The following is a 26737-nucleotide window of genomic DNA, read 5'->3' on the forward strand; positions in this document are numbered from 1 at the left end:
GGTCGATCCCATGATCCCGGTCCGTGGGTTTGATGGTGCCCGCGTTGCGGTTCTGGGCCTGGGCCGGTCCGGCCTTGCCACGGCGCGCGCCTTGCAGGCAGGCGGGGCTCAAGCCGTGTGCTGGGACGACAATCCGGCCGCGCGCGCGCGCGCCGAAAGCAAGGGATTTGCCTGCGCCGACCTGATGAAATCAGGGGCATTCGATGATATCGCGTCGCTGATCGTGTCGCCAGGTATCCCGCATCTTTACCCGAGCCCCAACCCGGTGATCTCCGCCGCGCTTGAGGCGGGCGTGCCGGTGGACAATGACATCGGCCTGTTCTTTCGCTCGTTCGCCACACCCGAGTGGGACAATTTCGATGTCGCGCCGCGTGTGGTGGCGGTGACGGGATCGAACGGGAAATCGACCACTTCGGCGCTGCTGCATCATATTCTGTCCTCCGTCGGGCGCCCGACCCAGTTGGCCGGAAACATCGGGCGCGGGGTGCTGGATCTCGACCCGCCCATCGATGGCGAGGTCGTGGTGCTGGAACTGTCGAGCTATCAGACCGATCTGGCCCGCGCGCTGACCCCGGACGTCGCCGTGTTCACCAACCTGTCACCCGATCACCTGGATCGTCACGGCGGCTTGGGCGGGTATTTCGCGGCCAAGCGGCGCCTGTTTTCCGAGGGCGGACCAGACCGCGCGGTCATCGGCGTGGATGAACCGGAGGGGAAGTTCCTGGCCGGGCAGATGTCCGAAGGACCAGCGGACGACCGGGTGATCCGTGTGTCGGTCGATCGCAAGCTGATCGGCCCGGGCTGGCAGGTCTTTGCGCGTAAGGGGTTTCTGTCGGAATATCGCAAGGGCAAACAGGCGGGTTCGATCGATTTGCGCGCCATTGCCGGGCTGCCCGGTGCGCATAATCATCAGAACGCCTGTGCCGCCTATGCGGTGGCGCGTGCCCTGGGCCTGGCGCCGCGGGTGATCGAAACCGCATTGCACAGCTATCCGGGGCTGCCCCATCGCAGCCAGATCATCGCCAAGCAGGATGACGTGACCTTTGTCAACGACAGCAAGGCGACAAATGTGGACAGCGCGGTCAAGGCGCTGAGCGCATTCGGCTCGATCCGCTGGATCTGTGGCGGGCTTGAGAAAGAAGGCGGGCTGGACGCGTTGAAGGACGCAATGGGCCAGGTGGTCAAGGCCTATGTCATAGGGCGCGAAGCGGCGAATTTTGCCATGCAACTTGAGTGCGACAGTGAGGTCTGCACCGACATGGCCACGGCAGTTGCACGCGCCATGGAGGAGGCCCGGCCGGGCGATACCGTCCTTCTGGCGCCGGCCGCGGCGAGTTTTGATCAGTATGACAATTTCGAGCAGCGCGGCGATGATTTCGCGGCTGAGGTGTGCGCGCGTCTGTCCTGAGCAAAATGTGCGCCTGCGGCGCGCGCCTTTTGATAATTCTTGGGGCTTTGCCCCAAACCCCAGAGTTTTCCGGCAAGATGAAGGTAGCTCAGCGGGCTGCAATGGCGGTGCCCGCCGCGTGCCCCGAGGACCAGGCCCACTGAAAATTGTAGCCGCCCAGCCAGCCGGTCACATCGACCGCTTCGCCGATGACATGAAGGCCCGGCACAGTTGAGCATTCCAGCGTTCGTGAAGAGAGAGCGGCGGTGTCGATACCGCCCAGCGTGACCTCGGCCGTGCGATAGCCTTCGGTGCCCGACGGTGTCAGGCGCCACTGGTGCAAGCGGTCGCACAGGGCCTGCAGGGCGGTGTCCGACTGATCCGCAAGATTGCCGGACAGGGCGAGGTCGGGGGCGAGAAAGTCGACCAGCCGCGTCGGCAGGTGACGGGCGAGTTCGGTTTTCAGCGCATGGCGCCCTTGCGTCTGACGTTGCGCGCGCAACTGGTCGAACAGGATGTTTTCGGGGTCGAGATCGACGACGATCTCCTCGCCGTCGCGCCAGTAGGAGGAAAGTTGCAGCACGGCGGGGCCGGACAGGCCGCGATGGGTGAACAACAGCGCCTCGTCAAAGGAGGCGCGGGCGTTGCTGAGGCGGGCAGGCACCGACACCCCGGCCAGGGGTTTGAACCGATCCTGCGAAAAGGTGAAAGGCACGAGGGCGGGGCGGGTTTCGGTGACGCACAGGCCGAATTGACGGGCGACATCATAGGCAAAGCCGGTAGCGCCCATCTTGGGGATGGATTTGCCGCCCGTGGCCAGCACGAGGTTCTGGCAGGTGAGAGCGTGGCGGGTGCCGTCGCGTTCCAGGTCGAGCGCGAAGCCGGTGTCGGATTTGCTCAGGCGGACAACCGAGGTTTGCAGCCACATCTGAGCGCCGGCGCGCTCCATCTCGGTGCGTAGCATGGCGATGATCTGGGTGGCCTTGTCGTCGCAGAATAGTTGCCCGAGGGTCTTTTCATGCCAGGCGATGCCGTGGCGGGTGACCAGGTCGATGAAATCCCATTGCGTATAGCGCGCCAGCGCGGATTTGGCGAAATGGGGATTTTCGGAGAGGAAATTTTCGGGGCCTGCATACATGTTGGTGAAATTGCAGCGCCCGCCCCCCGAGATGCGAATTTTTTCACCCGGGGCGCGGGCGTGATCGATCACCAGAACGCCGGGCCCCGCATGGGCGGCGCACATCATGCCGGCGGCCCCGGCGCCGATGATGATAGTGTTGAACTTCATGGGGCGGGCGTGGCGCGGTTTGCTGCCAAAGGCAAGAGGAAGAGGCTGGCCTGATCGCATTTTTCACTGTAGAGTCCCCGCATGAGACCCCGAAAAGGGGCGTGTGTGAGGCAGTAACGGCGGTAAACCATGACTGAGATGGTGTATGGCGCGGTCCCGGTGCGGGGCGGCGAACCTATTCTTCCAAAATGGTGGCGGACTCTCGACAAGTGGTCGATGTCCTGTGTTTTGATCCTGTTTGCGATCGGCTTGCTGCTGGGGCTTGCAGCCTCGCCGCCGCTGGCGTCGCGAAACGGGTTTGAACCGTTCCATTACGTGCAAAGGCAGGCCGTGTTTGGCGGGGCCGCCCTTGTCGCCATGCTGCTGACGTCGATGATGTCGCCAACGGTCGTGCGGCGCTTGGCGGTTCTGGGCTTCCTCGGGGCCTTTGTCGCGCTGGCGCTGCTGCCGTTTTTCGGCACCGATTTCGGAAAAGGCGCGGTGCGGTGGTATTCCATGGGCTTTGCCAGCGTGCAGCCGTCCGAATTTCTGAAACCGGGGTTCATGGTTGTTGCCGCGTGGATGCTGGCGGCCAGCCAGGAAATCAATGGTCCCCCGGGCAAGATGTGGTCCTTTGCCCTGTGTGTGGCCATCGTTCTGATGCTGGTGATGCAGCCTGATTTCGGTCAGGCCTGTCTGGTCCTGTTCGGCTGGGGTGTCATGTATTTCGTGGCCGGGGCGCCGATGCTGTTGCTTGTTGGCATGGCGGGTCTGGTGGTTCTGGGCGGTACGCTGGCTTATTCCACGTCTGAACATTTTGCCCGCCGCATTGACGGGTTCCTGTCCCCCGATGTCGATCCGACAACACAGCTGGGATATGCTACCAACGCCATTCGCGAGGGTGGGTTGTTCGGTGTCGGCGTGGGCGAGGGGCAGGTGAAGTGGTCGCTGCCCGATGCGCATACGGACTTCATCGTAGCCGTCGCGGCCGAGGAATACGGTCTGATCCTGGTTCTGATCATCATTTCGCTTTATGCGCTGATCGTAGTGCGCTCGCTCTTGCGGCTGATGCGCGAACGCGATCCGTTCATCCGTTTGGCCGGCACCGGTCTGGCCTGTGTCTTTGGGGTGCAGGCGATGATCAACATGGGCGTCGCCGTGCGTCTTCTGCCGGCAAAGGGCATGACGCTTCCGTTTATCAGTTATGGCGGGTCATCGCTGATCGCCGGGGGCATCGCCGTTGGCATGTTGCTGGCCTTTACCCGCACGCGACCCCAGGGCGAGATCGGAGATCTGCTGCGCGGACGGTCGCGATGAGCCAGCCGTTCCTCATCATTGCCGCGGGGGGCACCGGCGGGCACATGTTTCCGGCGCAAGCCTTGGCCGAGGCGATGTTGCAGCGTGGCTGGCGGGTGCGGCTGTCGACGGATGAACGCGGCGCGCGTTATACCGGGGGGTTCCCCCATTCAACCGAGATTGTCGAGGTTCCAAGCGCAACATTTGCACGCGGCGGGCTGCTGGCCAAGGCGATGGTCGCCCCCCGGATCGTTGCGGGCGTTTTGAAAACCACGGCCCAGATGCTGCGCGACCGTCCCGATGTGGTGGTCGGTTTTGGCGGGTACCCGTCGATCCCGGCGCTGGGCGCGGCGACGGTATTGCGGCTACCGCGCATGATCCACGAACAGAACGGCGTTCTGGGTCGCGTCAATCAGATATTCGCGTCGCGTGTGGCGCATGTGGCCTGTGGCGTGTGGCCGACCGACCTACCCGAAGGGGTGGAAGGCATTCACGTCGGCAATCCTGTGCGCAATGCGGTTCTTTGCCGTGCAGGGGCGCCTTACATTCCGCCCGGCGATTATCCGATGTCGGTTCTCGTGATGGGCGGCTCGCAAGGGGCGCGCATCCTGTCGGATGTGGTGCCAAGCGCCATCAGCATGCTGGACCCGGCCTTGCGCAAGCGCGTGCGCATCAGCCATCAGGCCCGGGCCGAGGATCATGATCGCGTTAGTGCCTTTTATACCGAACACGGGATCGAAGCTGATGTTCAGCCGTTTTTCCACGATATTCCCAACCGCCTGAGCGAGGCGCAGCTTGTCATCACGCGATCCGGCGCCTCGACCGTCGCGGATCTGAGCGTGATCGGCCGCCCCGCGATCCTGATCCCTTATGCGGCTGCGGCGGGTGATCACCAGACGGCCAACGCCCGCGGCCTGGTCGAAGCAGGGGGCGCGATCCTGATCCCCGAGAAGCTTTTGAATGCGGCAAGCCTTGCTGAACAGGTCACCACAGTGCTGACACATCCGAAGGCTGCGGTGCAAATGGCCCATGCGGCATTGGCCACCGGCAAACCGGATGCGACCGAACAACTGGTTGCGCTTGTCGAGCATTTGGCACAAAGGGCAGGAACATGAAGGACACAGCTTTCGAAGGAGCGCAGGTGATGAGCCCGGCAACAAAACTTCCCGGCGACGTCGGTCCGATCCACTTTGTCGGGATCGGCGGCATCGGCATGTCCGGCATTGCCGAGGTTCTCTTGAACCACGGGTATGTGGTGCAGGGCTCGGATCTGAAATCCTCCAAGATCACCGATCGTCTGGCCAGCCTGGGCGCGACGATCTTTGAAGGGCAAAAGGCCGAAAACCTGGAACATGCGCAGGTCGTCGTGATTTCCTCGGCGATCAAGCCGGGCAATCCCGAACTGGACGAGGCGCGTAGCAAGGGTCTGCCGGTGGTGCGCCGCGCCGAGATGCTGGCCGAGCTGATGCGCCTGAAATCGAACATCGCAGTGGCCGGTACGCACGGCAAGACGACAACCACCACCATGGTGGCGACCTTGCTGGATGCGGGCAACTTTGACCCCACCGTGGTGAACGGCGGGATCATCCATGCCTATGGGTCGAACGCCCGCATGGGGCAGGGCGAATGGATGGTGGTCGAGGCCGACGAAAGCGACGGCACTTTCAACCGGTTGCCCGCGACCATCGCGATTGTCACCAATATCGACCCCGAGCATATGGAGCACTGGGGAGATTTCGACACGCTGCGCGACGGGTTTTATGAATTCGTCTCGAACATACCGTTTTACGGGCTGGCCGTGTGCTGCACCGATCACGAAGAGGTGCAGCGCCTTGTGGGCCGGATCACCGACCGCCGCGTTGTGACCTATGGGTTCAATGCCCAGGCCGACGTGCGGGCCACCAACCTGCGGTATGAAAATGGCGTGGCCCATTTTGACATCATGCTGCAGGCCGAGGACGAGGTGATCGAAAACTGTACCCTCCCGATGCCCGGCGACCACAATGTATCGAACGCGCTGTCGGCTGTGGCCGTGGCCCGGCACCTTGGCATGAGCGGGGATGAAATCCGAACCGCTCTGGCCGGGTTTGCAGGGGTCAACCGCCGTTTTACCCGCGTGGGCGAGGTGAATGGCGTGACCATCATCGACGATTACGGCCACCACCCGGTTGAAATCGCCGCCGTTCTCAAGGCCGCGCGCCAGGCGACCGAGGGCCGTGTGATCGCCGTGCATCAGCCGCACCGCTACACGCGCCTGCATTCGCTGTTCGATGATTTCTGTGCTTGTTTCAACGAGGCCGATGTCGTCGCCATCGCCGAGGTTTTCGCCGCGGGCGAGGACCCGATCGAAGGCGCGAGCCGCGATGATCTGGTCGCCGGTCTGATCCGCCACGGGCACCGTCATGCCCGCGCCATCGTCTCCGAGGAGGATCTCGAGCGTCTGGTGCGCGAACAGGCGGGACCGGGCGATATGGTGGTCTGCCTGGGCGCCGGGACAATCAGCACCTGGGCCAATAACCTGCCCGACCGGTTGCGGGGCTGAGGGGGGATGGCGCACGTGGATGATATCATCGTGCGCCCGGTTTGCCCCTCCGACCCGAGGGACGTGCGCGTCACCGGCGTCATGCGCCGCACAATCGTGTCACCGCGGGAACGCGCCTGTGTCAGCATCGCTCTATTGTCGGGCAAGGGGCTGAATGCCTGTCGATTTTATGAGAAATTAGGATTTGAAGGTGACAGCAATTGGGGCATGGACCTGCGCCGCGATGCGGCCTGAGCGCCCTGTAGGGAACGCGCTGACACGGAGGGCGCAGTGGCAGACGAACTGAAGCGCGAAATCGGCCCCGGTCTTTTGACGGCCTATGGCGTCGGCGTGATGGTTGGCGCGGGCATCTATGTTCTGACCGGCGCCGCCGCGGGGGCCGCCGGCATGTGGGCCCCTCTGGCCTTTATCCTGGCCGGTCTGGTCGCCGTGCCCTCGGCATTGTCCTTTGCCGAACTTTCCGCGCGTATCCCCGAGGCGGCTGGCGACAGTTCTTATGTCGAAATGGGTTTGAACCTGCACTGGCTGGCGGTTGTTGTCGGCGCGATCAACGTGATCGCGGGCACCGTGGCGGCCGCCGCCGTGCTGCGCGGCGGGGTGGGCTATCTGACCTCGATTGTCGATGTGCCGTTCAACTGGGCGGTGGTGGGCCTGGGCGTGGCACTGACCCTTGTCGCGATCGTCGGCGTTCTGGAAAGCCTTGCCTTTGCCGCCATCCTGACGGTGGTCGAGGTTGTAGGCCTGTGCCTTGTGATCTGGGCCGGGTTCAATGCCCCGGTTGTCGCCGACTGGTCTGTGCCGTTGCCGTCAATCGAATGGTCGGGTCTGGCCGCCGCGACGATATTCGGCTTCTTTGCGTTCATCGGCTTTGACGATATCGTCAACATGGCCGAGGAAACCAAGAACCCGCAGCGCAGCTTGCCGCGTGCAATCCTGTGGGCGCTCGCCATCACGGCGGTACTTTACGCGCTGGTGACGCTGGCGGCGGTGCGGGCTGTCCCACGCGACATTCTGGCCACGTCCGAACGCCCCCTTGCCCTGGTCTGGGAGGCGGGGAGCAGCACAAGCGCCGTTTTCCTGTCGGCCATCGCCGTGGCGGCGGCCCTGAACGGGGTTCTGGCGCAGATCGTCATGGCATCGCGCGTTCTTTACGGGCTGGCCAAGCGGTCGCCTTCGCTGTTGGCCTTCCGCCATACCAGCGCCCGGTTCGGAACGCCGGTTCTGGGCACGCTGATCGTGGCCGCCGCGGTTATCGGGTCGGCGTTGACAATGCCCGTCGTCACGCTGGCCGAGGTGACGACCCAGGCGCTTTTGATCGTGTTCACGGTGGTGAACCTGTCGCTGATCGGATTGAAACGCAAACAGCCTGAAACGCCCTTTGACGTGCCCGGCTATGTGCCCTGGCTGGGCGCTCTTGCCTGTATGGCGACGTTCCTGGCCTCCATCATCGGGGTCTTCGCATGAGCCTGTCCGTCACCCTTGCCGCGATCTGGGTCTTTGCGTCGACCATCGTGGCGCTGCTGCCGATGCGGTTCCAATATGTGCCCGGCTTTGCGCTGCTGGTGGCAGCCCCCGTTCTGATCGGGTTCATGGGCTATCAGCACGGCATCATCGCAGGGCTTGCCGCGCTGGCGGCCTTCATGTCGATGTTCCGCAATCCCCTGCGGTATTTCTGGCGCAAATGGCGCGGTCTTGAAACGGAGTTGCCGAAATGACCCTTTCTCTCATGCTTGCGGCACTGTGGGCGTTGACCGCCAATATACTGGCAATGCTACCCAGCAAGGACTATCACTGGCGCAATGCCTATATCCTGATCGCGATCGGTATTCCCCTTGTCGGTTTTGTGACCTATGAAAACGGCCCCTGGGTCGGGTTGATCGTTTTGATCGCGGGCATGTCCATCCTGCGCTGGCCCGTGATCTATCTTGGCCGCTGGGTGCGCCGCACACTGTTCAGCAAGGATGCCGATGTCTGATACGACGACAAGCCACACGTTGCCCCAAACCCGGGGCAAACTGACCCCGAACCGGGCCCTGTCGGACCTGACCTGGCTGCGCGTGGGCGGGCCTGCGGATTGGCTGTTCCAGCCCGCCGATGCCGAGGATCTGGCGCAGTTTCTGGCCGAACTGGACCCGTCTGTTCCGGTTTTCCCGATGGGCGTCGGGTCAAACCTGATCGTGCGGGACGGGGGGCTGCGCGCGGTCGTGATCCGGCTGGGGCGCGGGTTCAACCAGATCGAGATCGAGGGCGATACCGTCACCGCAGGGGCGGCGGCGCTGGATGCGCATGTGGCGCGCAAGGCGGCGGATGCCGGGATCGACCTGACATTCCTGCGCACCATTCCGGGGTCCATCGGCGGGGCGGTGCGCATGAACGCGGGTTGTTACGGCAGCTACACGGCGGATGTTCTGGTCTCGGCCACGGTGATCACGCGACGCGGGCAGATCATCACGCTGACGCCCGAGGATCTCAACATGCGGTATCGCCAGTCGGATCTGCCCGACGGCGCGGTTCTGATCTCGGCCACCCTGCGCGGTCCGCGCGGCGATGCGGACGAACTGAACGCCCGGATGGAGGCGCAGCTGAAAAAACGGGATGAAACCCAGCCAACCAAGGACCGCAGTGCCGGATCGACCTTTCGCAACCCAGCCGGGTTTTCCAGCACCGGGCAGGCGGATGACGTGCATGACCTCAAGGCGTGGAAGGTGATCGATGACGCGGGAATGCGCGGTGCGCGGCGGGGCGGGGCGCAGATGAGCGAGAAACATTCCAACTTCCTCATCAACACCGGGGACGCCAGTGCCGCAGACCTCGAAGGATTGGGCGAAGAGGTGCGAAAAAAGGTTTACGATTCAAGCGGGATCACGCTAGAGTGGGAAATCATGCGGATCGGTGATCCGTCTTGAATACTTATCCCTGACCGCGAACCCACGCAGGCAATAATCGGGACGCGGACCAAACCGGGGAAAACCTAAGAACACGGGTCAAAAAGACCCGGACATATTGAGGCACTTGCGTTGGGTCAGTCGAGCAGGACACCCCGGACAGTGGCGGTATTGATGGGCGGACCCTCGGCTGAGCGCGAGGTGTCTCTGTCCACCGGACGTGAATGCGCTGCCGCGCTGCGGGACGAAGGATTTGAAGTGATCGAGGTCGATGCCGGCCACGATCTATGTGCGCGTCTGGCCGAGCTTTCCCCCGATGTTGTTTTCAATGCCCTGCATGGTCGCTGGGGCGAAGATGGCTGTGTGCAGGGCATCCTTGAATGGATGGGCATTCCCTATACCCATTCGGGCGTTCTTGCCTCGGCCCTTGCGATGGACAAGCAACGCTCAAAGGTCGCGTACGAGGCCGCCGGCCTGCCGGTCGTGCCCTCGATGATCCGGCCCAAGGCCGAGGTGATGGCGGGCCACGTGATGGAGCCGCCCTATGTGGTCAAGCCCAACAGCGAAGGATCATCCGTCGGGGTCTACCTGGTGCATGAGGCCGCGAATGCGCCGCCGGTCCTGGGGGATGAAATGCCTGACCGGGTGATGGTCGAGGCCTTTGCGCCGGGGCGCGAACTGACCGCTTCGGTTCTGGGGGACCGGGCGCTGACGGTGACCGACATCCTGACCGATGGCTGGTATGATTATAATGCCAAATATAAACCCGGCGGATCGCGCCATGTGGTGCCCGCCGACCTTCCGCGCGAGATTTTTGATCTGTGCATGGATTACGCGCTGCACGCTCATCGCGCGCTGGGCTGTCGCGGCGTCAGCCGGACCGATTTCCGCTGGGATGAAACCCGCGGGGCCAAGGGGCTGGTGCTGTTGGAAACCAACACCCAGCCGGGCATGACGCCCACCTCTCTGACGCCGGAACAGGCGGCGGTGACGGGCATGGACATGGGCGCGCTGTGCCGCTGGCTGATCGAGGACGCATCATGCAACCGGTAAGGCGCAGCCCGAGCGATCCCGCGCCATCGCGGCTCAGCTATCGCATTCAGCGCTGGATGCTGACTCCCGGCATCCGGATGGGGCTGCGCATCGGCATCCCGTTCTGCGCCGTGTTCGCAGCGACAACCCTGTACCTGTCCGATCAGGCCCGGCGAAGCGCAATCACCGATTACATTGCCGACATCCGCGCAAGCATTCAGGAACGCCCCGAGTTCATGGTTGGGCTGATGGCCGTCGATGGCGCTGGCGAGTCGCTGGCGCATGACATCCGCGAAATCATTCCGCTCGATTTTCCGGTCAGCTCCTTTGATCTCGATATCGAAGAAATCCGCGGCCTTGTGTCGGGGCTGGATCCGGTGAAAACGACCAGCGTCCGTATCCGCCCCGGCGGCATTCTCCAGATCGACGTTGTCGAACGCCAGCCCGTCGTTCTGTGGCGGACCCGCGACGGCATCGAAATGCTGGACGAAAACGGCGCCCATATCGATACAATTGCCAGCCGGGTCGACCGCGCGGACCTGCCCCTGATCGCGGGCGAGGGCGCGGATGCGCATGTGCCGCAGGCCCTGTCGCTGATCGCGGCGGCCCACCCGCTGGGCGAACGTCTGCGCGGGTTGGTGCGCGTGGGCGAGCGTCGCTGGGACGTGGTTCTGGATCGCGAACAACGCATTTACCTGCCCGAGGAAAACCCGGTGCGCGCGCTTGAGCGGGTCATCGCCCTCAGCCAGGCGCAGGACATGCTGGAACGGGACGTGGCGGTGGTCGATATGCGCCTGGGCACGCGCCCGACCCTGAGAATGACATCGGAGGCCATACAAGATTGGTGGCGTATTCGCGAAATTAACGGAAACGGGCAAAACAAATGACGGACTTTTATCAGTCTCAGCGTGCCATGCGTCAGATGCGCCAGCAGGCCTTGCAGCGCGGGGTCATCGCAATCCTTGATGTGGGCAGTTCGAAAATCGCCTGCCTCGTGCTGCGGTTCGACGGCACCACCCGCCTGAGCGACGACAATTCCATCGGGGCGCTGGCCGGGCAGTCGGGGTTCCGGGTGATCGGGGCGGCGACCACACGGTCCCGCGGTGTGCAGTTCGGTGAAATCACCGCCATGCAGGAAACCGAGCGCGCCATTCGCACCGCCCTTCAGGCGGCACAGAAAATGGCCGAAACCCGTGTCGATCACGTGATTGCGTGTTTTTCGGGCGCCAACCCGCGCTCTTACGGGTTGGATGCGACGACGGATCTGGAAGGGCAGGTGGTGACCGAGAATGAGGTCGCCCGCGTTCTGGCCGCCTGTGACGTTCCCGAATACGGGGCCGGGCGCGAGGTGCTGCACGCCCAGCCGGTGAACTTTGCGCTCGACCACCGGTCGGGTCTCAACGATCCGCGCGGGCAACTGGGGCAAACGCTGGCGGTGGACATGCACATGCTGACCGTCGACTCGATCGCCATTCAGAACCTCGTGCACTGCATCAAACGCTGCGATCTGGAGCTCGCCGGAATTGCGAACTCGGCCTATGTGTCGGGCATTTCCGCGCTGGTCGAGGACGAACAGGAACTTGGCGCGGCCTGTGTCGACTTGGGCGGCGGATCAACCAGCGTGTCGATCTTCATGAAGAAACACATGATCTATGCCGATTGCGTGCGCATGGGCGGCGACCACGTCACATCCGATATTTCGATGGGCCTGGGTGTGCCCACGTCCACGGCCGAGCGGATCAAGACATTCTACGGTGGCGTGCATGCCACCGGCATGGATGACCGGGAAATGATCGAGACCGGCGGCGATACGGGCGACTACGAACATGACCGCCGCCGGGTGTCGCGGGCCGAATTGATCGGCATCATGCGCCCGCGCGTCGAGGAAATCCTGGAAGAGGTCCGCCAGCGTCTGGACGCCGCCGGGTTCGACCACCTGCCAAGCCAGCAGATCGTGCTGACCGGCGGCGGCAGCCAGACCCCCGGACTCGACGGGTTGGCAAGCCGCATTCTGGGCCAGCAGGTCCGCCTGGGCCGCCCGTTGCGGGTGCATGGCCTTCCGCAATCGGCCACGGGTCCCGGGTTTGCCGGCGCAGTGGGGCTGTCGCTGTTCGCGGCGCACCCCCAGGACGAATGGTGGGATTTCGAAATTCCGGTTGATCGCTATCCGGCGCGCTCGTTCAAGCGGGCGGTCAAATGGTTCCGCGACAATTGGTAAAGGCGCGGGCAACTGGCCGGCAAACACGACGAAAGGAAATGACGGCGACGACTAGGGGTGAGCACAAAATAAGGTGACCATCTTAGGGAACTGTGATATATTTAGTTTTAGGGTCCAAAGAGACACCATCGGCTGATCGAGCAGTCGTCAGTACAACTGTTGATTGCGCTGCGTTTTTTGCGGCGCGCCGAATCCCTGCAACCTGTCCGTTTGCGGAACAGGTGGTATTGCCGTGCCGCAATTCCCCAATATCTTGGCCGCTTGGCGAAATACCGCTAACATGGGTCATTTTTCAGCCATATTTTGTGTTGAAACGCCCTTTTTTGGGTGACGTTAGGCCTTTGTCACGATATGTTTGCCGAAAGGCAGAGCCGCCCGTCAGAGGTGGCAGGACGACGTAAACCGATAAAGACAGGCGGAACCTTAAATGACATTGAATCTTTCGATGCCCGGTCAGGATGACTTGAAACCCCGTATTACCGTGTTCGGCGTCGGTGGTGCGGGCGGCAATGCGGTCAATAATATGATCGAAAAAGAATTGGACGGCGTTGAATTCGTCGTGGCCAACACCGATGCGCAGGCGCTGCAACAAAGCGCCTCGCAGAACCGTATCCAGATGGGTGTGAAAGTCACCGAAGGTCTGGGCGCGGGCGCACGGGCCACGGTGGGCGCAGCCGCCGCTGAAGAAAGCATCGAGGAGATCGTCGATCACCTCGCGGGCGCGCACATGTGCTTTATCACCGCAGGCATGGGCGGCGGCACCGGGACCGGCGCGGCCCCGATCATCGCACAGGCCGCACGTGAGCTGGGCGTTCTGACCGTCGGCGTCGTGACCAAACCCTTCCAGTTCGAAGGCGCCAAGCGGATGCGTCAGGCGGAAGACGGTGTGGAGTCCCTGCAAAAAGTCGTCGATACCCTGATCATCATCCCCAACCAGAACCTGTTCCGGCTGGCGAATGAAAAAACCACCTTTACCGAGGCCTTCTCGATGGCCGACGACGTTCTCTATCAGGGCGTCAAGGGCGTTACCGACCTGATGGTCCGTCCGGGCCTGATCAACCTCGACTTTGCTGACGTTCGTGCCGTAATGGACGAAATGGGCAAGGCGATGATGGGGACGGGCGAGGCGGAAGGTGAAGATCGCGCCATCCAGGCCGCCGAAAAGGCGATTGCCAACCCGCTGCTCGACGAAATCAGCCTGCGTGGCGCCAAAGGTGTTCTTATCAACATCACCGGCGCACATGACCTGACGCTGTTCGAACTGGACGAAGCGGCCAACCGCATCCGCGAAGAGGTGGATCCCGAGGCCAACATCATCGTCGGCTCGACACTCGACACCGCGATGCAGGGCATGATGCGCGTCAGCGTTGTCGCCACCGGCATCGACGCCAGCGAAATGGTTTCGGACGTTCCGGTTCCGCGTCGCCCGATGGCTCAGCCGTTGCGAAAGACGGTTGCAGGCGATGACATCGCCCGCCCGGCCGAAACAGCAGAACCTGTTGTCGCGATGGACGACGTCGAGGCGCCGGTTGCAGAAGAACCCTCGCTGTTTGAGGACATGACCGCCGAAGAGACTGCCCCGCAAGAGGCCGCTCAGGACCTGTTCGAGCAGGAAACGGCAGAGGTTGCGCAAGAAGATGACGGCCTGCCGCCGCCAGCCTATCAGCCCGCGGTTCCCGAATTCGATCCGCATCGCCATGTCGATCAGGACGATGGGTTGGAGGCTTTTGTTGCACCCAAGGCGCCGGCCCCCGGTACCCCTTCGCCCGAAGCGCTGGCCCGTCTTCAGGCAGCAGCACAAAAGGTGCCCACCGCACCGCGTCCAGTCACGGACCCTGTCGCACGCAGCGTTGCGCCGGCAGCCGCCGCAGCCGAGCGCAAGGGATTTGGCATCAATTCGCTGATCAACCGGATGACCGGACATGCGGGCGACACACCCGCTGAACGTCCGGTCGCGCCGGTCCGTCAGCAGCCCACGATGCGCCAGACTGACGCTACGGCACCTGCCCATCCCGAAAGTGAGCCCGAGCAGGATCGCATCGAAATTCCGGCGTTCCTGCGCCGTCAGGCCAATTAACCTGGTAACTTTCCCGGTGAAAAGGACCGCCTTAGGGCGGTCTTTTTTTGTTTAAAAACAATGGCAAAGGCGCGCTGCAGCGGGGTTTTGCCGAATTGTTACATTCATGTTTCAATCGGTTGCAAAGATTGAGTTGAGACTGAAGTCCTGTCCCATTACCTCAGGTGCCAAGCCGACCTTCATGGGTCGACAAAAAAACGCTGAGGCCTATTTTGCAGAACACGCTGAAATCGCCGGTTAGATTTGAAGGGGTCGGATTGCACAGTGGTGCACCGGTCCGCATGATCGTGCGCCCGGCCTCGGCCGGACACGGCATCTGGTTCCGCCGGACCGATATTCAAATTGGCAACGCAATGATCCCCGCCCAATGGGACGTGGTCGATCGTTCGCCGCTGTGTACCCGTCTTGTCAATGAAACGGGTGTGTCCGTTTCGACGGTCGAACATGTCATGGCCGCGCTTGCGGGGTGTGGCATCCACAATGCTTTGATCGAAATCGATGGCCCCGAGGTTCCGATCCTCGATGGCTCCTCGGCGCCTTTCGTGCGCGGTTTCATGGAGCGCGGCGTGCGCCGTCTGGCGGCGCCTGTGCTGGCTTTTGCCGTGGTCAAACCCGTCACTGTCGAAAAAGACGGGGCACGGGCCACCTTGCTGCCGTCCGATCGTCTGGAAATTGAATTCCATATCGATTTCGAAGACGCCGCAATCGGGCGCCAAAGCAAGAAACTGGACATGCGCAACGGCACCTTTGCACGTGAGTTGTGTGACAGCCGCACCTTCTGCCGTCAGTCGGATGTGGACGCGATGCATGAAAACGGCCTGGCACTGGGTGGCACGCTGGACAACGCGGTTGTCGTGGATGGCGATGATGTGCTCAGCCCCGGTGGTTTTCGCCATGCGGACGAGGCCGTGCGTCACAAGATGCTGGACGCCTTGGGTGATCTTGCCCTCGCGGGTGGCCCGATCTTGGGTCACTATATCGGCGAGCGCGCCGGTCATGCGCTGACCAACACGCTGCTGCGTGAACTTTTCCGCACTCCGGGCGCCGTGCGCCCCGTGTTGTGCAACGAAGAACAGGCCGCGCACCTGCCGGGTCAGGGCCTTGTCTGGTCCGAAATCCCCGACGTGGCCTGAAGGGCCGGCATTTCCACTTGGCAAGTGGCGGCCCCTTGATGTCCATAAGGCATTTTGCACCCCAAATTAATGTGCTAGACCGATCTCGCGCGGGGCATGCTCCGGCAGCGGAACGACGAGGGTAGGCGAGTATGACAGGCGGTAAGTCGCGGGCCAGAACAGTTGGCGCATTCGTCCTGATGGCGGTGCTAGCGGCATGCGGTGGCGGCGTCGGGCGCGGCGATGGTGGGGCCAGCACCCGGACCGAGTCGCTTGAGTCCTTTACACCGGATCAGATCTTTGAACGTGGTGAGTTTGAACTGGCGCGTAACCGCACCGAAGACGCCGCCTTTTATTTCGCCGAGATCGAGCGGTTGTACCCCTATTCCGATTGGGCCAAGCGGGCGCTGATCATGCAGGCCTTTGCCCATCATCGCGGGCGGGATTATCCCAACAGCCGGGCCGCCGCACAACGCTATATCGACTTTTATCCGACCGACGAAGATGCCGCCTATGCGCAGTATCTTCTGGCGCTCAGTTATTATGACCAGATCGATGAGGTCGGGCGCGATCAGGGCCTGACCTTTCAGGCGCTGCAGGCGCTGCGCACCGTGATCGAGGTTTATCCCGACAGTGAATACGCCACCGCGGCGATTTTGAAATTCGATCTCGCCTTTGACCATCTGGCGGGAAAGGAAATGGAGATCGGCCGCTATTACCTGAAGCGCGGGCATTATGCGGCGGCGATCAACCGCTTCCGTGTTGTTGTCGAGGATTTCCAGACCACCACCCACACGCCCGAGGCGCTGCATCGTCTGGTCGAATCCTACCTGTCGCTGGGGCTGGACGACGAGGCACAGACCGCCGGTGCGATCCTTGGTCACAACTTCCGGTCCACGGACTGGTACGAAGACAGCTATAAACTGCTCACCAGCCGCGGGCTCAAAATGAAAAGCCGCGGCAATGGCTGGCTGGCCCAGATTTACCGCCAGTCGATCAAGGGCGAATGGCTTTAATCCGCGTGGGGACCGCCCACAGTACAGGCACCACTGATGCTGCGCGCACTTGATATCCGCGACATGCTGATCATCGACCGGCTGGATTTGAACTTCCAGCCGGGTCTGAATGTTTTGACCGGGGAAACCGGGGCGGGCAAATCCATCCTACTTGATTCCCTTGGCTTTGTTCTGGGCTGGCGCGGGCGTGCCGAACTGGTCCGCCAGGGCGCCGATCAGGGCGAGGTGACGGCCGTGTTCGACCTTGCCCCCGATCATCCGGCGCGTGCGGTTCTGGAAAACGCTGGGATCCCGGCGGGCGACGAATTGATCCTGCGCCGCGTGAACATGTCGGACGGGCGCAAGACCGCATGGGTCAACAACCGCCGCGCCTCGGGCGAGGTGCTGCGCGCGCTGTCGGAAACGCTGGTCGAACTGCACGGTCAGCACGATGATCGCGGGTTGCTGAACCCGCGCGGCCACCGCGATCTGCTGGATGCCTTTGCCGGGCTGGACAAGGCCCGCGCCAAAACACGCTCGGCCTGGGGGGCGGTGGGCAAGGCACGCAAACTGGTTGATGACACCCGCGCCGCGCTGGACGCTGTGCGCGCCGAAGAGGAATTCCTGCGCCATTCGGTTGCCGAACTTGATGCGCTGGACCCGCAACCAGGCGAGGATGGAGAGCTCGACAGCCGCCGCCGGATGATGCAGGGGGCCGAACGCATCCGCACGGATGTCGTGCGGGCCGCCGACCTTCTTGGGGGCGAGGGCGCGGATGGCGCGATGAGCGATGCGCTGCGCTGGCTTGACGGGATCGCGGACAAGGCCGACGGGACTCTGGATGCCCCGATTGCCGCGCTCGGGCGCGCCATGGTCGAACTGGGCGAGGCACAATCCGGCGTTGCTCATGCCCTTGAAACCCTGACGTTCGACCCGTCCGAGTTGGAACAGACCGAAGAGCGCCTGTTTGCCATCCGCGCATTGGCCCGCAAGCACGACGTGACCCCGGACGACCTGTCGGGATTTGCCGATACCCTGCGCACCAAACTGGCCGCACTGGATGCGGGCGATGCGGATCTGGCCCGGCAAGAGGCCGACCTGGCCACGGCCGAGGCCGACTATGACGCCGCGGCGACGACGCTGACCAAGTCGCGCAGCGCTGCTGCGGGCAAGCTTGACAAGGCGGTGATGGCGGAACTCGCGCCGCTGAAAATGGAACGGGCGGTATTCGAGACCAAACTCGACGTGGCCGACCCCGGCCCCGACGGGCGTGACACGGTCACCTTTACCGTGGCCACCAACCCCGGCGCGCCGGCCGGGCCGCTGAACAAGATCGCCTCAGGCGGGGAGCTCAGCCGGTTCCTGCTGGCGCTCAAGGTGTGCCTGACGGGCACCGACAGCGGGCTGACGATGATCTTTGACGAAATCGACCGGGGCGTTGGCGGAGCGACGGCTGATGCGGTTGGCCGCCGTCTTGCCGCGCTGGCCGAGGGCGGTCAGGTTCTGGTGGTTACCCATTCGCCGCAGGTCGCCGCGCGCGGCATGCATCACTGGCGGGTGCAGAAACAGGTGGCCAACAACGCTACCCTGTCGACTGTCATCCCGTTGGCCGACCCTGACCGCGTCGATGAAATCGCCCGCATGCTGGCCGGTGACACCATCACGGACGAGGCCCGCGCCGCCGCCCGAGCCCTGCTGGACGGATGAAATACATTCATTCGAAAGATGCGATATGACCCGGTCCGACGACGCCTCCGAACCATCGCTGGACCCGTCGGATTGGGATGCGTTTCGCGCCCGTGCCCATGCCATGCTCGACAGCGCCATCGACAAGATGGAAACCGCGCGATCGGGCCCGGTCTGGCGCGAGCCGACCGATCGGATCAAAACGCTGTTTTCAGCCGATCTGCCGCGTCAGGGGCAGGGCGGCGATGCGGTGCGCGCGGGCATCGAAACCCTACTTCCCTACGGGGTGGGCAATATGCATCCGCGGTTTTTCGGATGGGTCCATGGGGCGGGCACACCGGGCAACATGTTGGCTGAAATCGGCGCGGCGGCAATGAACGCCAATCTTGGCGGGCGCGATCACGGGGCCATGTATGTCGAAAAACAGGTGGTCAACTGGTGCCGCAGCCTGTTCGACTTTCCCGACACCGCCAGCGGGCTGGTCGTGTCGGGCACGTCCATCGCGACCATCATCGCGCTTAAGGCGGCCCGCGACAGGCACTTTGATTTTGCCAGCCGCATTAAGGGGGTAGGGGACGCTAGCCTTGTCGGCTATACATCGTCGCAAACCCATGCCTGTGTGGCGCGCGCCTTTGACATACTGGGTCTGGGGAGCGACGCCCTGCGCGAAATTCCTGTGAACGGCGATTTCGAAATCGACATCGAGGCCCTGACGACTCGGATCGCACGGGACCGGGCCGAGGGGTTCACCCCGTTTGCCCTGATCGGTACGGCAGGGAGCGTTGATGTCGGGGCCATTGACGATCTGGGCGCACTGGCAGATGTCGCTTCGGCGCAAGATCTGTGGTTTCACATCGATGGGGCCTTTGGCGCGATGGGTATCCTGTCCGACGGGCTTCGGCTCCGGTTGACCGGTCTGAACCTGGCCGATTCCCTGGCCTTTGATTTTCACAAATGGATGCATGTGAATTACGACGCGGGTTTTGTCCTGATCCGCCGCGAAGAGGATCATCGCCGCGCCTTTTCCGACCGGCCGCAATACCTGATGGGGGAAACGCGCGGCCTTGCGGCGGGCAACCCGTGGCCGGTGGAATATGGCCCGGAACTGTCGCGCGGGTTTCGCGCGCTCAAGATTTGGGCACAGCTGACCGAACATGGCACCGACAAACTGGGCCGGATGGTGACGCGCAATTGCGATCAGGCCGCTTATCTCGCCCAAATCGTGACCGATGATCCCGCGCTGGAGCTTTTGGCCCCCGTGGCCATGAACATCTGTTGTTTCCGCTATGTGGCGGGGACGGCGGACGCCGATGCGCTGAACACGGAAATCGTTGTTCAGTTGCAAATGCAGGGCATTGCCGCGCCATCGATGACCGTGGTCAACGGGGTCCGCGCGATCCGCGTCAACATCACCAACCATCGCACCACCATAGCCGACCTTGACCTTCTGGTGCGCGAAATTCACCGCATCGCGGCGGACCTTGGGCAAACCTCTGTAGACGGCTGATTTTCCAAGGGGTCTTTCGCCGCCCCACATGCTCGCCTAAACAGGGGGAAACCCCTGACATGAGTCAGCAATGCCCGAACCGACGCCGTCATTCCTCGCCCAGCAAGTTGATCAGGCCGTCACGGCCTGTAAAACCGGGTGGCAAGTGCTGCGCCGTCGTGGCCCCAGTCAGATACAGTTCTGGTTCATTGCCCTTGTCATCGGAATAGCGGCGGGGTTCGCCGCGCTGTTTTTCCGCAAGGGGATCGAGGCGCTTCAGTCCGCGCTCTATGGGACCGAGGATGTGCATTACCTGCATTCCTTTGCCCTGTCGCTGCCGTGGTACTGGATCCTCGCCTTGCCCATCTTTGGCGGCTTGGCGGTGGGGCTGATCCTGCACCGGTTTACCCCCGATGGCCGCGTGCGCAGCGTCGCGGACGTGATCGAAGGCGCGGCGCTGAGCGACGGGCGGGTCGAAACCCGCGCAGGTGTTGCCTCGGCTGCGGCGTCGCTTATCACGCTCAGTTCCGGCGGGTCATCCGGGCGCGAGGGACCGGTGGTACATCTTGCCGGTGTCGTTTCTACCCTTGTGTGCCGCTATATCAACGCCGATGGCATCACCGGACGGGACCTTTTGGGGTGCGCCGTGGCCGCAGCTGTCTCGGCCAGTTTCAACGCCCCCATCGCCGGGGCCCTCTTTGCGCTGGAGGTGGTGCTGCGCCACTTTGCGGTGCATGCCTTCGCCCCCATCGTGATTGCCTCGGTGGCCGGTACGGTCATCAACAGGCTCAGCTTTGGAGACGTGGCCGAATTCACCCTGGCCACCCCCGGCGCGTTGCAGTTTTATGTGGAACTGCCCGCCTTTCTGATCCTGGGGCTGCTGTGCGGTCTGGTATCGGTGCTGCTGATGCGCTCGCTGTTCTGGGCCGATGACGTGGGCAATTACCTGCAGAGGGAAACCGGTCTGCCGCGCTGGCTGCGCCCGGCGGTGGCGGGCGCGGTTCTGGGGGCGTTGGCCATCTGGTTCCCGCATATCATCGGCGTGGGGTATGAAACCACCTATCGCGCTTTGACAGGGGATTTGCTGCTGACGCAGGCGATCGTCTTTGCGGTCCTGAAATCGGCGGCCGTGGCGGTCACCTTTGGCGGGCGCATGGGGGGCGGGGTGTTTTCACCCTCGCTGATGGTGGGGGCGCTGACCGGGCTGGCCTTTGGCCTGATCGCAACAGGACTCCTACCGGATTTGTCGGGCACCCACACGCTCTATGCATTTGCCGGGATGGGCGCGGTCGCGGCCGCGGTTCTTGGGGCGCCGATTTCGACAACACTGATCGTGTTCGAACTGACAGGCGACTGGCAGATCGGCCTGGCGGTGATGGTGTCGGTTTCCATGTCGACGGCGCTGGCCTCGCGTATCGTGGACCGTTCGTTCTTTCTGACCCAGCTGGAGCGGCGCGATATCCACCTGGCCGCCGGGCCGCAGGCCTATCTGCTGGCCATGTTCCGGGCCGGGGCGGTGATGCGCCCCACGACTGATCCGCGCTGCGCGGATCACGACCAATGCTTTGCCATGATTGCCGACGATCTCTGTGTCGATGCCTCGGCCACGCTTGAGGCGGCCATGCCGCTGTTTGACCAGGCCGACGTGGCCTTTCTCCCCGTGGTGACGCGGGACGATGAAGGAAACACCGAAATGGTCGGCGCGTTGTTCCATGTGGACGCGCTCAAGGCTTATAATCGGGCGCTTGCCGCGACGGCTGCCGAGGAACATTCGTAAGGCATGCCGGACGAAAAAAACAGGACAGGCCGCGTTAGCGGCCCGCCTTGTCATGCAGAATATGCAGAAACCCCGACGGTTCAGATCTGCTCGACGGTCACGCCTTCGACCGGATAGAAGGCCATGCAGCCCTTGATCTTGGCCACGTCGTCCTTGGGGTCTTCATAGCTCCAGACCGCGTCGATCAATGTGCCGGACTTGTTGACGATCGAATAATGGGTCGCGTCGCCCTTGTGCGGGCAATGCGTGACCTTGTCACTGCGATCCAGAAACGCCATCGCAATGTCTTCGCGCGGAAAGTAGATCACCGGCGGGTAGTCGCCTTCGCTCAGCTCCAGCGCATTTGTGCTTTCGCCCAGAACGGCACCGCCGGAACGCACGGACCATTTGCCCGAGGCTTTGCGGATTTTGATGTGATCAGACATATTATTTCTCCCTTGAAGGGTTGGTAGTGCCCGAAAAGAATGACCGCCAGATGTCACAATGGCGCACAGGCTGCCTCGAGCCAGTCGCGGCTTTCTTCCTGAACGCGGGGGGCGATGTTTTCCAGCACTTCGGAATGATAGGCATTCAGCCAGCCACGTTCGGCGGCAGTAAGAATTTCGGTGACGATCAGTCGCCGGTCGATGGGAACATAGGTCAATGTGCGCCAGTTCAGGAAATCACGGTCGGCGTCGCCACCGGGCTGGGGCGGGGCCGGTTGCACGACCAAAAGGTTCTCGATCCGGATGCCAAAGGCGCCTTCGCGGTAATACCCCGGTTCATTGCTCAGGATCATCCCCGGCTCCAGGGGCACAGCGCTCAGCTTGCTCAGACGCTGGGGGCCTTCGTGAACGCTCAGATACGCGCCGACGCCATGGCCCAGTCCGTGGTTGAAATCCTGCCCCGCCAGCCACAGGGGCATGCGTCCGATTGCCTCGATGTCGCGGCCGGCCAGCCCCTTGGGCCAGCGCAGCCGTGACATGGCGATCATACCCTGCAACACCCGGGTGAACGCTGCGCGTTCATCCGCGCCGGGCGCACCGATGGGAATGGTGCGGGTGATGTCGGTGGTGCCGTCCAGATATTGCCCGCCACTGTCGAGAACCAGGAGATGCCCGTCCTCAAGGCGACTGTCGGTTTCCTCGGTCACGCGATAATGCATGATCGCGCCGTTGGGGCCGGAACCGGCAATGGTTTCGAAACTGATATCCTGAAGCGCGTTGTCGCGGCGCCGGTATGTCTCGAGCCGGGTCACGACATCGGTTTCACGCAGGCTTCCCACCGGCTGCGCATCCAGCCAGGCCAGCAGGTCCACCATCGCCGCCCCGTCGCGAAGATGCGCGATGGCGCTGCCTTCGATCTCGGCTTCGTTCTTGCGGGCCTTGGGCAGGGCGCAGGGTTCATCCCCGCCCACCGCGCGCGCTCCCAGAGCATCGGCCACGGCCTGCGGCGCGGTGGTCTTGTCGATGCGTACCTTGCCCTGTAGGGCGCGCAGCCTGTCCAGAAACGTTCCGGGCGGATGAACGGTGACCGCATTGCCCAGATGGTCGCCGAGATCGACCAGCTTGCTGTCGGCGATGAACAGATCGACGCGCGCATCGGCGTGCAGAATGCCAAAGCACTGGGCAATCGGATTGCGCGCAATGTCCGAGCCGCGAATGTTGAGCAGCCACATCATCGAATCCGGCAGCGTGATGACGGCGGCATCCTGGCGGGCCTTGCGCAACTCATCTGCCAGCCGCGTGATCTTGTCCGTCGCTGTTTCACCGGCAAATTCAAGCGGGTGCGCCTTGACCGGGTTCATCGGCGGGGGCGGCTGATTGTCCCAGATGCGATCAATCAGATTGTCGGCCTGCACCATATCGATGCCGGTGTCCTTCAGAACGCTGCTCCAGCGTTCGACCTGCGCCACGGTGTGCAGCCAGGGATCAAACCCGACGCGCCCGCCCTTGGGCATCTGGTCCTTCAGCCAATCGGTCAGCGAGACGTCGGGCCAGGGGACCGGCGTGAACACATCGGCCACCTGCGCCTTGACCTGCGTGCGATAGCGCCCATCCACGAATACACCCGCGATATCGCTGAGAACCGCGCAAAACCCGGCGGACCCGGTGAACCCGGTCAGCCACGCCAGCCGCGCATCGCGGTCGGCGACATATTCGCCCTGATGGGCATCGGCACGGGGGACAAGAAACCCGTCCAGCCCCTCGGCCTTGATCTGCGTGCGCAGCGCGGCCAGCCGGGGCGGCCCCTGTTCGGGCCGCGCGCTTACTTCGAATGTCTGGAACACGGGCAGGGCCCCCTTTTGCCTGTCAGCTTGCCTTGAGGATGCCCATGACGCGCGCGCGGGCGCGCGGGTCGCTGTCAAACAGCGCGGCCAGTTGTTCGGTCATGGCCCCGGCCAGTTGTTCCACATCGGTGATGGTTACCGCGCGGTCGTAATAGCGGGTCACGTCATGGCCGATGCCGATGGCCAGAAGTTCGACGATCTTGCGCTTTTCGACCATGGCGATCACGTCGCGCAAGTGTTTTTCCAGATAGGTGGCGCTGTTGACCGAAAGGGTTGAATCATCCACCGGGGCGCCATCGCTGATCACCATCAGGATCTTGCGCGCCTCGCGCCGTCCGGCCATGCGCCGGTGCGCCCATTCCAGCGCCTCGCCGTCGATGTTTTCCTTCAACAGGCCCTCTTTCATCATCAGGCCCAGGTTATCGCGCGTGCGCCGCCAGGGCGCATCGGCGGATTTATAGATGATATGGCGCAGATCATTCAGGCGACCGGGCTGTTGCGGCCGGCCATCGTTCAGCCATGCCTCGCGCGCCTGTCCGCCCTTCCACGCGCGGGTGGTAAAGCCCAGGATTTCGACCTTCACGTTGCACCGTTCAAGTGTCCGGGCCAGAACGTCGGCACAGATTGCGGCAATCGAAATCGGCCGTCCGCGCATCGAGCCCGAGTTGTCCAGCAACAGGGTCACGACCGTATCGCGGAACTCGGTATCCTTTTCGACCTTGAACGACAGCGGAGTCGTGGGGTTGGCAACGACGCGGGCCAGGCGCCCGGCGTCCAGAATGCCCTCTTCCCGGTCGAATTCCCAACTGCGGTTCTGTTGCGCCTGAAGGCGGCGCTGCAGCTTGTTGGCCAGCCGGCTCACCGCCCCCTTGAGCGGTTCAAGCTGCTGATCAAGATAGGCGCGCAGCCGCTCCAGCTCGGCCGGTTCGGCCAGATCCTCGGCGGCGATTTCCTCGTCATGATCGGCCAGGTAGACGCGGTAATCGGGGTCGGCCTCGGACGCGGGTTGCGGGGTGGGGGGCTCAAGCGGGGCCTCGCCATCGGGCATTTCGACATCTTCGCCCATTTCCTCGTCGGCCAGATCGTCCATGCTGATCTGGGCCTCGGCCTGATCCTGCTGGTCTTCCTGGCTTTGTTCGGGGCTGGCCTCGACCTCGCTGTCGTCGCTGTCGTCATCCCCGGTGCTTTCGGGTTCGGAATCGTCCTGTGTGTCGTCCTCGGCCTGGTCCTCCTGATCGTCGTCATTGTTGTCGGGGTCATCGCCCAACTGATCGCCATAGCCGAGATCCTTGATCACCTGACGCGCGAATTTGGCAAAGGCGGTCTGGTCGTTCAGAATTTCGTTCAGATTTCCCAGCGTGTCACCCGCCTGGCTTTCGATAAAGCCGCGCCATAGGTCCATGACGTTCTGCGCGCCGTTCGGCAGGTCACGTCCGGTGGCGAGATTGCGGATCAGATAGCCCGCGGCCACGGCCAGCGGAGCCTCCGAAGCTTCGGTGATCTGGTCATAGCCGCGCCGCGCCGCATCGTTGCCGATCTTGGCGTCGATATTCCCGGCGGTGCCGGGCATGTCGCGGGCGCCCATTGCCTCGCAGCGGGCGGTTTCCATCGCCTCGTACAGGTCGCGCGCCATGTCGCCCGGCGGGGCATAGCGGGCGTGGGTGCCTTCGTTGTGATATTTGCGATGCATGGCCAGCGCGTCGGCCGTACCACGCGCCAGCAGCACCTCATCGCGGCTCATGCGGCGGCTGACCTGGGGCAGGCGCATCGCCTCGCCCGACAGACCCGACGGGTCGACCGAATAGCTGACCGTCAGTTCGGGGTCGTTCGCCATCACCTTGGTGGCTTCGGCCAATGCCTTTTTGAACGGATCGGCCGGGTTGTCGGATGGTTTGCTCACGCCGTTGTCTCCAATTCTGCGAGGCCGCGCGCCCCGGTGGCCAGATCGGCCAACAATGCCACATGCACGTCCAGTGCATCAATCACCGGGTATCCGGTATCCTGCCCATCAAAGGCAAGGTTCAAATCGGTTCCGGCCAGTACAATTGCCTCGGCGCCCTGATCGCGCACCATTTGGGCGCCCGCGTCTATCAGGGCCGCGCGCTGATCGGCGTTACAGACCCCTGCGACGGCCACATCCTGATATATCTGACCCAGCCGTTCGATATCGTCATCCGATGGCGCAACACCTTGGGTTTCGTGCAACTGGCCGTATAGCTTTGTCTTCATCACGACACGGGTGCCCAACAGGCCAACGCGTTTGACCCCTTGCTGCGCAAAATAGACGTCCAGCGGCGCAACGCCCGACACCAGCGGCAGGGACGACAGTGCGACGGTTTCGTCAAAACAGAAATGGCCGCCCAGCGACGTGATCGCCGCGCAATCGGCCCCGGCGGCCTTCAACCGGTCGATCAGCGTGGCATAGATGCGGGCCTGCGCGTCGCGGTCATTGGCCAGATTGTTGCGGATCAGCGTGTACACATCGGCATGAACGATGGTCAGGTCCAGCGGCACGTTCCGCGCGGCCATGGCGGCGGCGAGACGCTGGTAATAGACAATCGTCGCGGCGACACCGATGCCCCCGATCAACCCGATATGCATATGCGCTATCCTTTTACCCGCACGGCCCGAAACCCGCGGATTTTCAATGAATATACGGGCGGGTGCAACCGCCTCAGAACTGAATATAGGGATTAAATCGGATCTGT

Annotated in this window: 23 protein-coding genes; 18 read left to right on the forward strand and 5 right to left on the reverse strand. The window is 63.0% G+C overall.

The window, feature by feature from the left end:
• Positions 1-10 precede the first annotated feature (10 nt).
• Positions 11-1408, forward strand: a complete 1398-nt coding sequence (gene murD / locus ACXYMO_RS11905) for a UDP-N-acetylmuramoyl-L-alanine--D-glutamate ligase (protein WP_458878904.1) — start codon at positions 11-13, stop codon at positions 1406-1408.
• 88 nt (positions 1409-1496) lie between these two features.
• Here the strand turns inward: murD and ACXYMO_RS11910 are convergent, their stop codons facing one another.
• Positions 1497-2675, reverse strand: a complete 1179-nt coding sequence (locus tag ACXYMO_RS11910) for a BaiN/RdsA family NAD(P)/FAD-dependent oxidoreductase (RefSeq protein WP_458878905.1) — start codon at positions 2673-2675, stop codon at positions 1497-1499.
• A 129-nt stretch (positions 2676-2804) separates the two neighbouring features.
• Here ACXYMO_RS11910 and ftsW point away from each other — a divergent pair, with 129 nt between their 5' ends.
• The 17 genes from ftsW (at position 2805) to ACXYMO_RS11995 (ending at position 21760) form a co-directional block, all read left to right on the forward strand.
• Entirely contained in the window at positions 2805-3971 is a 1167-nt protein-coding gene (gene ftsW, locus ACXYMO_RS11915) for a putative lipid II flippase FtsW (protein WP_458878906.1), read from the forward strand.
• The gene (locus ACXYMO_RS11920; protein WP_458878907.1) at positions 3968-5065 is read left to right on the forward strand and encodes a UDP-N-acetylglucosamine--N-acetylmuramyl-(pentapeptide) pyrophosphoryl-undecaprenol N-acetylglucosamine transferase; all 1098 of its coding nucleotides are present in this window, start codon (positions 3968-3970) and stop codon (positions 5063-5065) included. Before ftsW ends, ACXYMO_RS11920 begins: the two co-directional genes overlap by 4 nt.
• 29 nt (positions 5066-5094) lie before the next feature.
• Entirely contained in the window at positions 5095-6492 is a 1398-nt protein-coding gene (murC, locus tag ACXYMO_RS11925; protein ID WP_458879080.1) for a UDP-N-acetylmuramate--L-alanine ligase, read from the forward strand.
• A gap of 15 nt (positions 6493-6507) precedes the next feature.
• Positions 6508-6726, forward strand: a complete 219-nt coding sequence (locus ACXYMO_RS11930) for a hypothetical protein (RefSeq protein ID WP_458878908.1) — start codon at positions 6508-6510, stop codon at positions 6724-6726.
• 36 nt (positions 6727-6762) lie between these two features.
• Entirely contained in the window at positions 6763-7956 is a 1194-nt protein-coding gene (locus ACXYMO_RS11935; RefSeq protein ID WP_458878909.1) for an APC family permease, read from the forward strand.
• A complete protein-coding gene (locus ACXYMO_RS11940) occupies positions 7953-8207 on the forward strand; it encodes a DUF2484 family protein (RefSeq protein ID WP_458878910.1) in 255 nt (84 codons plus the stop codon). Before ACXYMO_RS11935 ends, ACXYMO_RS11940 begins: the two co-directional genes overlap by 4 nt.
• Entirely contained in the window at positions 8204-8467 is a 264-nt protein-coding gene (locus tag ACXYMO_RS11945) for a DUF2484 family protein (protein WP_458878911.1), read from the forward strand. Before ACXYMO_RS11940 ends, ACXYMO_RS11945 begins: the two co-directional genes overlap by 4 nt.
• Positions 8460-9398, forward strand: coding sequence for a UDP-N-acetylmuramate dehydrogenase (gene murB / locus ACXYMO_RS11950; protein WP_458878912.1), 939 nt, complete (start codon positions 8460-8462; stop codon positions 9396-9398). Before ACXYMO_RS11945 ends, murB begins: the two co-directional genes overlap by 8 nt.
• 153 nt (positions 9399-9551) lie before the next feature.
• The gene (locus tag ACXYMO_RS11955) at positions 9552-10430 is read left to right on the forward strand and encodes a D-alanine--D-alanine ligase (protein ID WP_458879081.1); all 879 of its coding nucleotides are present in this window, start codon (positions 9552-9554) and stop codon (positions 10428-10430) included.
• A complete protein-coding gene (locus ACXYMO_RS11960) occupies positions 10418-11296 on the forward strand; it encodes a cell division protein FtsQ/DivIB (protein WP_458878913.1) in 879 nt (292 codons plus the stop codon). The genes ACXYMO_RS11955 and ACXYMO_RS11960 overlap by 13 nt, the downstream gene beginning before the upstream one ends.
• Positions 11293-12627 carry a cell division protein FtsA gene (gene ftsA, locus ACXYMO_RS11965; RefSeq protein ID WP_458878914.1) on the forward strand — a complete coding sequence of 445 codons (1335 nt, stop codon included), beginning with the start codon at positions 11293-11295 and terminating at the stop codon, positions 12625-12627. Before ACXYMO_RS11960 ends, ftsA begins: the two co-directional genes overlap by 4 nt.
• Before the next feature lie 427 nt (positions 12628-13054).
• Positions 13055-14704, forward strand: coding sequence for a cell division protein FtsZ (gene ftsZ, locus ACXYMO_RS11970; RefSeq protein WP_458878915.1), 1650 nt, complete (start codon positions 13055-13057; stop codon positions 14702-14704).
• Positions 14705-14916: 212 nt separating this feature from the next.
• On the forward strand, positions 14917-15837 hold the full coding sequence (gene lpxC, locus ACXYMO_RS11975; protein ID WP_458878916.1) for a UDP-3-O-acyl-N-acetylglucosamine deacetylase: 921 nt from the start codon (positions 14917-14919) through the stop codon (positions 15835-15837).
• Between the two features lie 131 nt (positions 15838-15968).
• A complete protein-coding gene (locus ACXYMO_RS11980; RefSeq protein ID WP_458878917.1) occupies positions 15969-16832 on the forward strand; it encodes an outer membrane protein assembly factor BamD in 864 nt (287 codons plus the stop codon).
• A gap of 36 nt (positions 16833-16868) precedes the next feature.
• Positions 16869-18518 carry a DNA repair protein RecN gene (recN, locus tag ACXYMO_RS11985; RefSeq protein WP_458878918.1) on the forward strand — a complete coding sequence of 550 codons (1650 nt, stop codon included), beginning with the start codon at positions 16869-16871 and terminating at the stop codon, positions 18516-18518.
• Between the two features lie 25 nt (positions 18519-18543).
• The gene (locus ACXYMO_RS11990; protein ID WP_458878919.1) at positions 18544-20004 is read left to right on the forward strand and encodes a pyridoxal phosphate-dependent decarboxylase family protein; all 1461 of its coding nucleotides are present in this window, start codon (positions 18544-18546) and stop codon (positions 20002-20004) included.
• Positions 20005-20074: 70 nt separating this feature from the next.
• Positions 20075-21760, forward strand: coding sequence for a chloride channel protein (locus ACXYMO_RS11995; protein ID WP_458878920.1), 1686 nt, complete (start codon positions 20075-20077; stop codon positions 21758-21760).
• Positions 21761-21840: 80 nt separating this feature from the next.
• Here the strand turns inward: ACXYMO_RS11995 and ACXYMO_RS12000 are convergent, their stop codons facing one another.
• From ACXYMO_RS12000 to ACXYMO_RS12015, 4 genes are read right to left on the reverse strand one after another with little or no spacing between them, the layout of a single operon-like run.
• On the reverse strand, positions 21841-22185 hold the full coding sequence (locus ACXYMO_RS12000; RefSeq protein WP_458878921.1) for a DUF427 domain-containing protein: 345 nt from the start codon (positions 22183-22185) through the stop codon (positions 21841-21843).
• A 53-nt stretch (positions 22186-22238) separates the two neighbouring features.
• Positions 22239-24029, reverse strand: coding sequence for an aminopeptidase P family protein (locus ACXYMO_RS12005; RefSeq protein WP_458878922.1), 1791 nt, complete (start codon positions 24027-24029; stop codon positions 22239-22241).
• A gap of 22 nt (positions 24030-24051) precedes the next feature.
• Positions 24052-25929, reverse strand: coding sequence for a cobaltochelatase subunit CobT (cobT, locus tag ACXYMO_RS12010; RefSeq protein WP_458878923.1), 1878 nt, complete (start codon positions 25927-25929; stop codon positions 24052-24054).
• Positions 25926-26630 carry an aspartate/glutamate racemase family protein gene (locus ACXYMO_RS12015; protein WP_458878924.1) on the reverse strand — a complete coding sequence of 235 codons (705 nt, stop codon included), beginning with the start codon at positions 26628-26630 and terminating at the stop codon, positions 25926-25928. Before ACXYMO_RS12015 ends, cobT begins: the two co-directional genes overlap by 4 nt.
• Positions 26631-26737 lie beyond the last annotated feature (107 nt).

The sequence above is a fragment of the Arenibacterium sp. CAU 1754 genome (assembly GCF_054482635.1).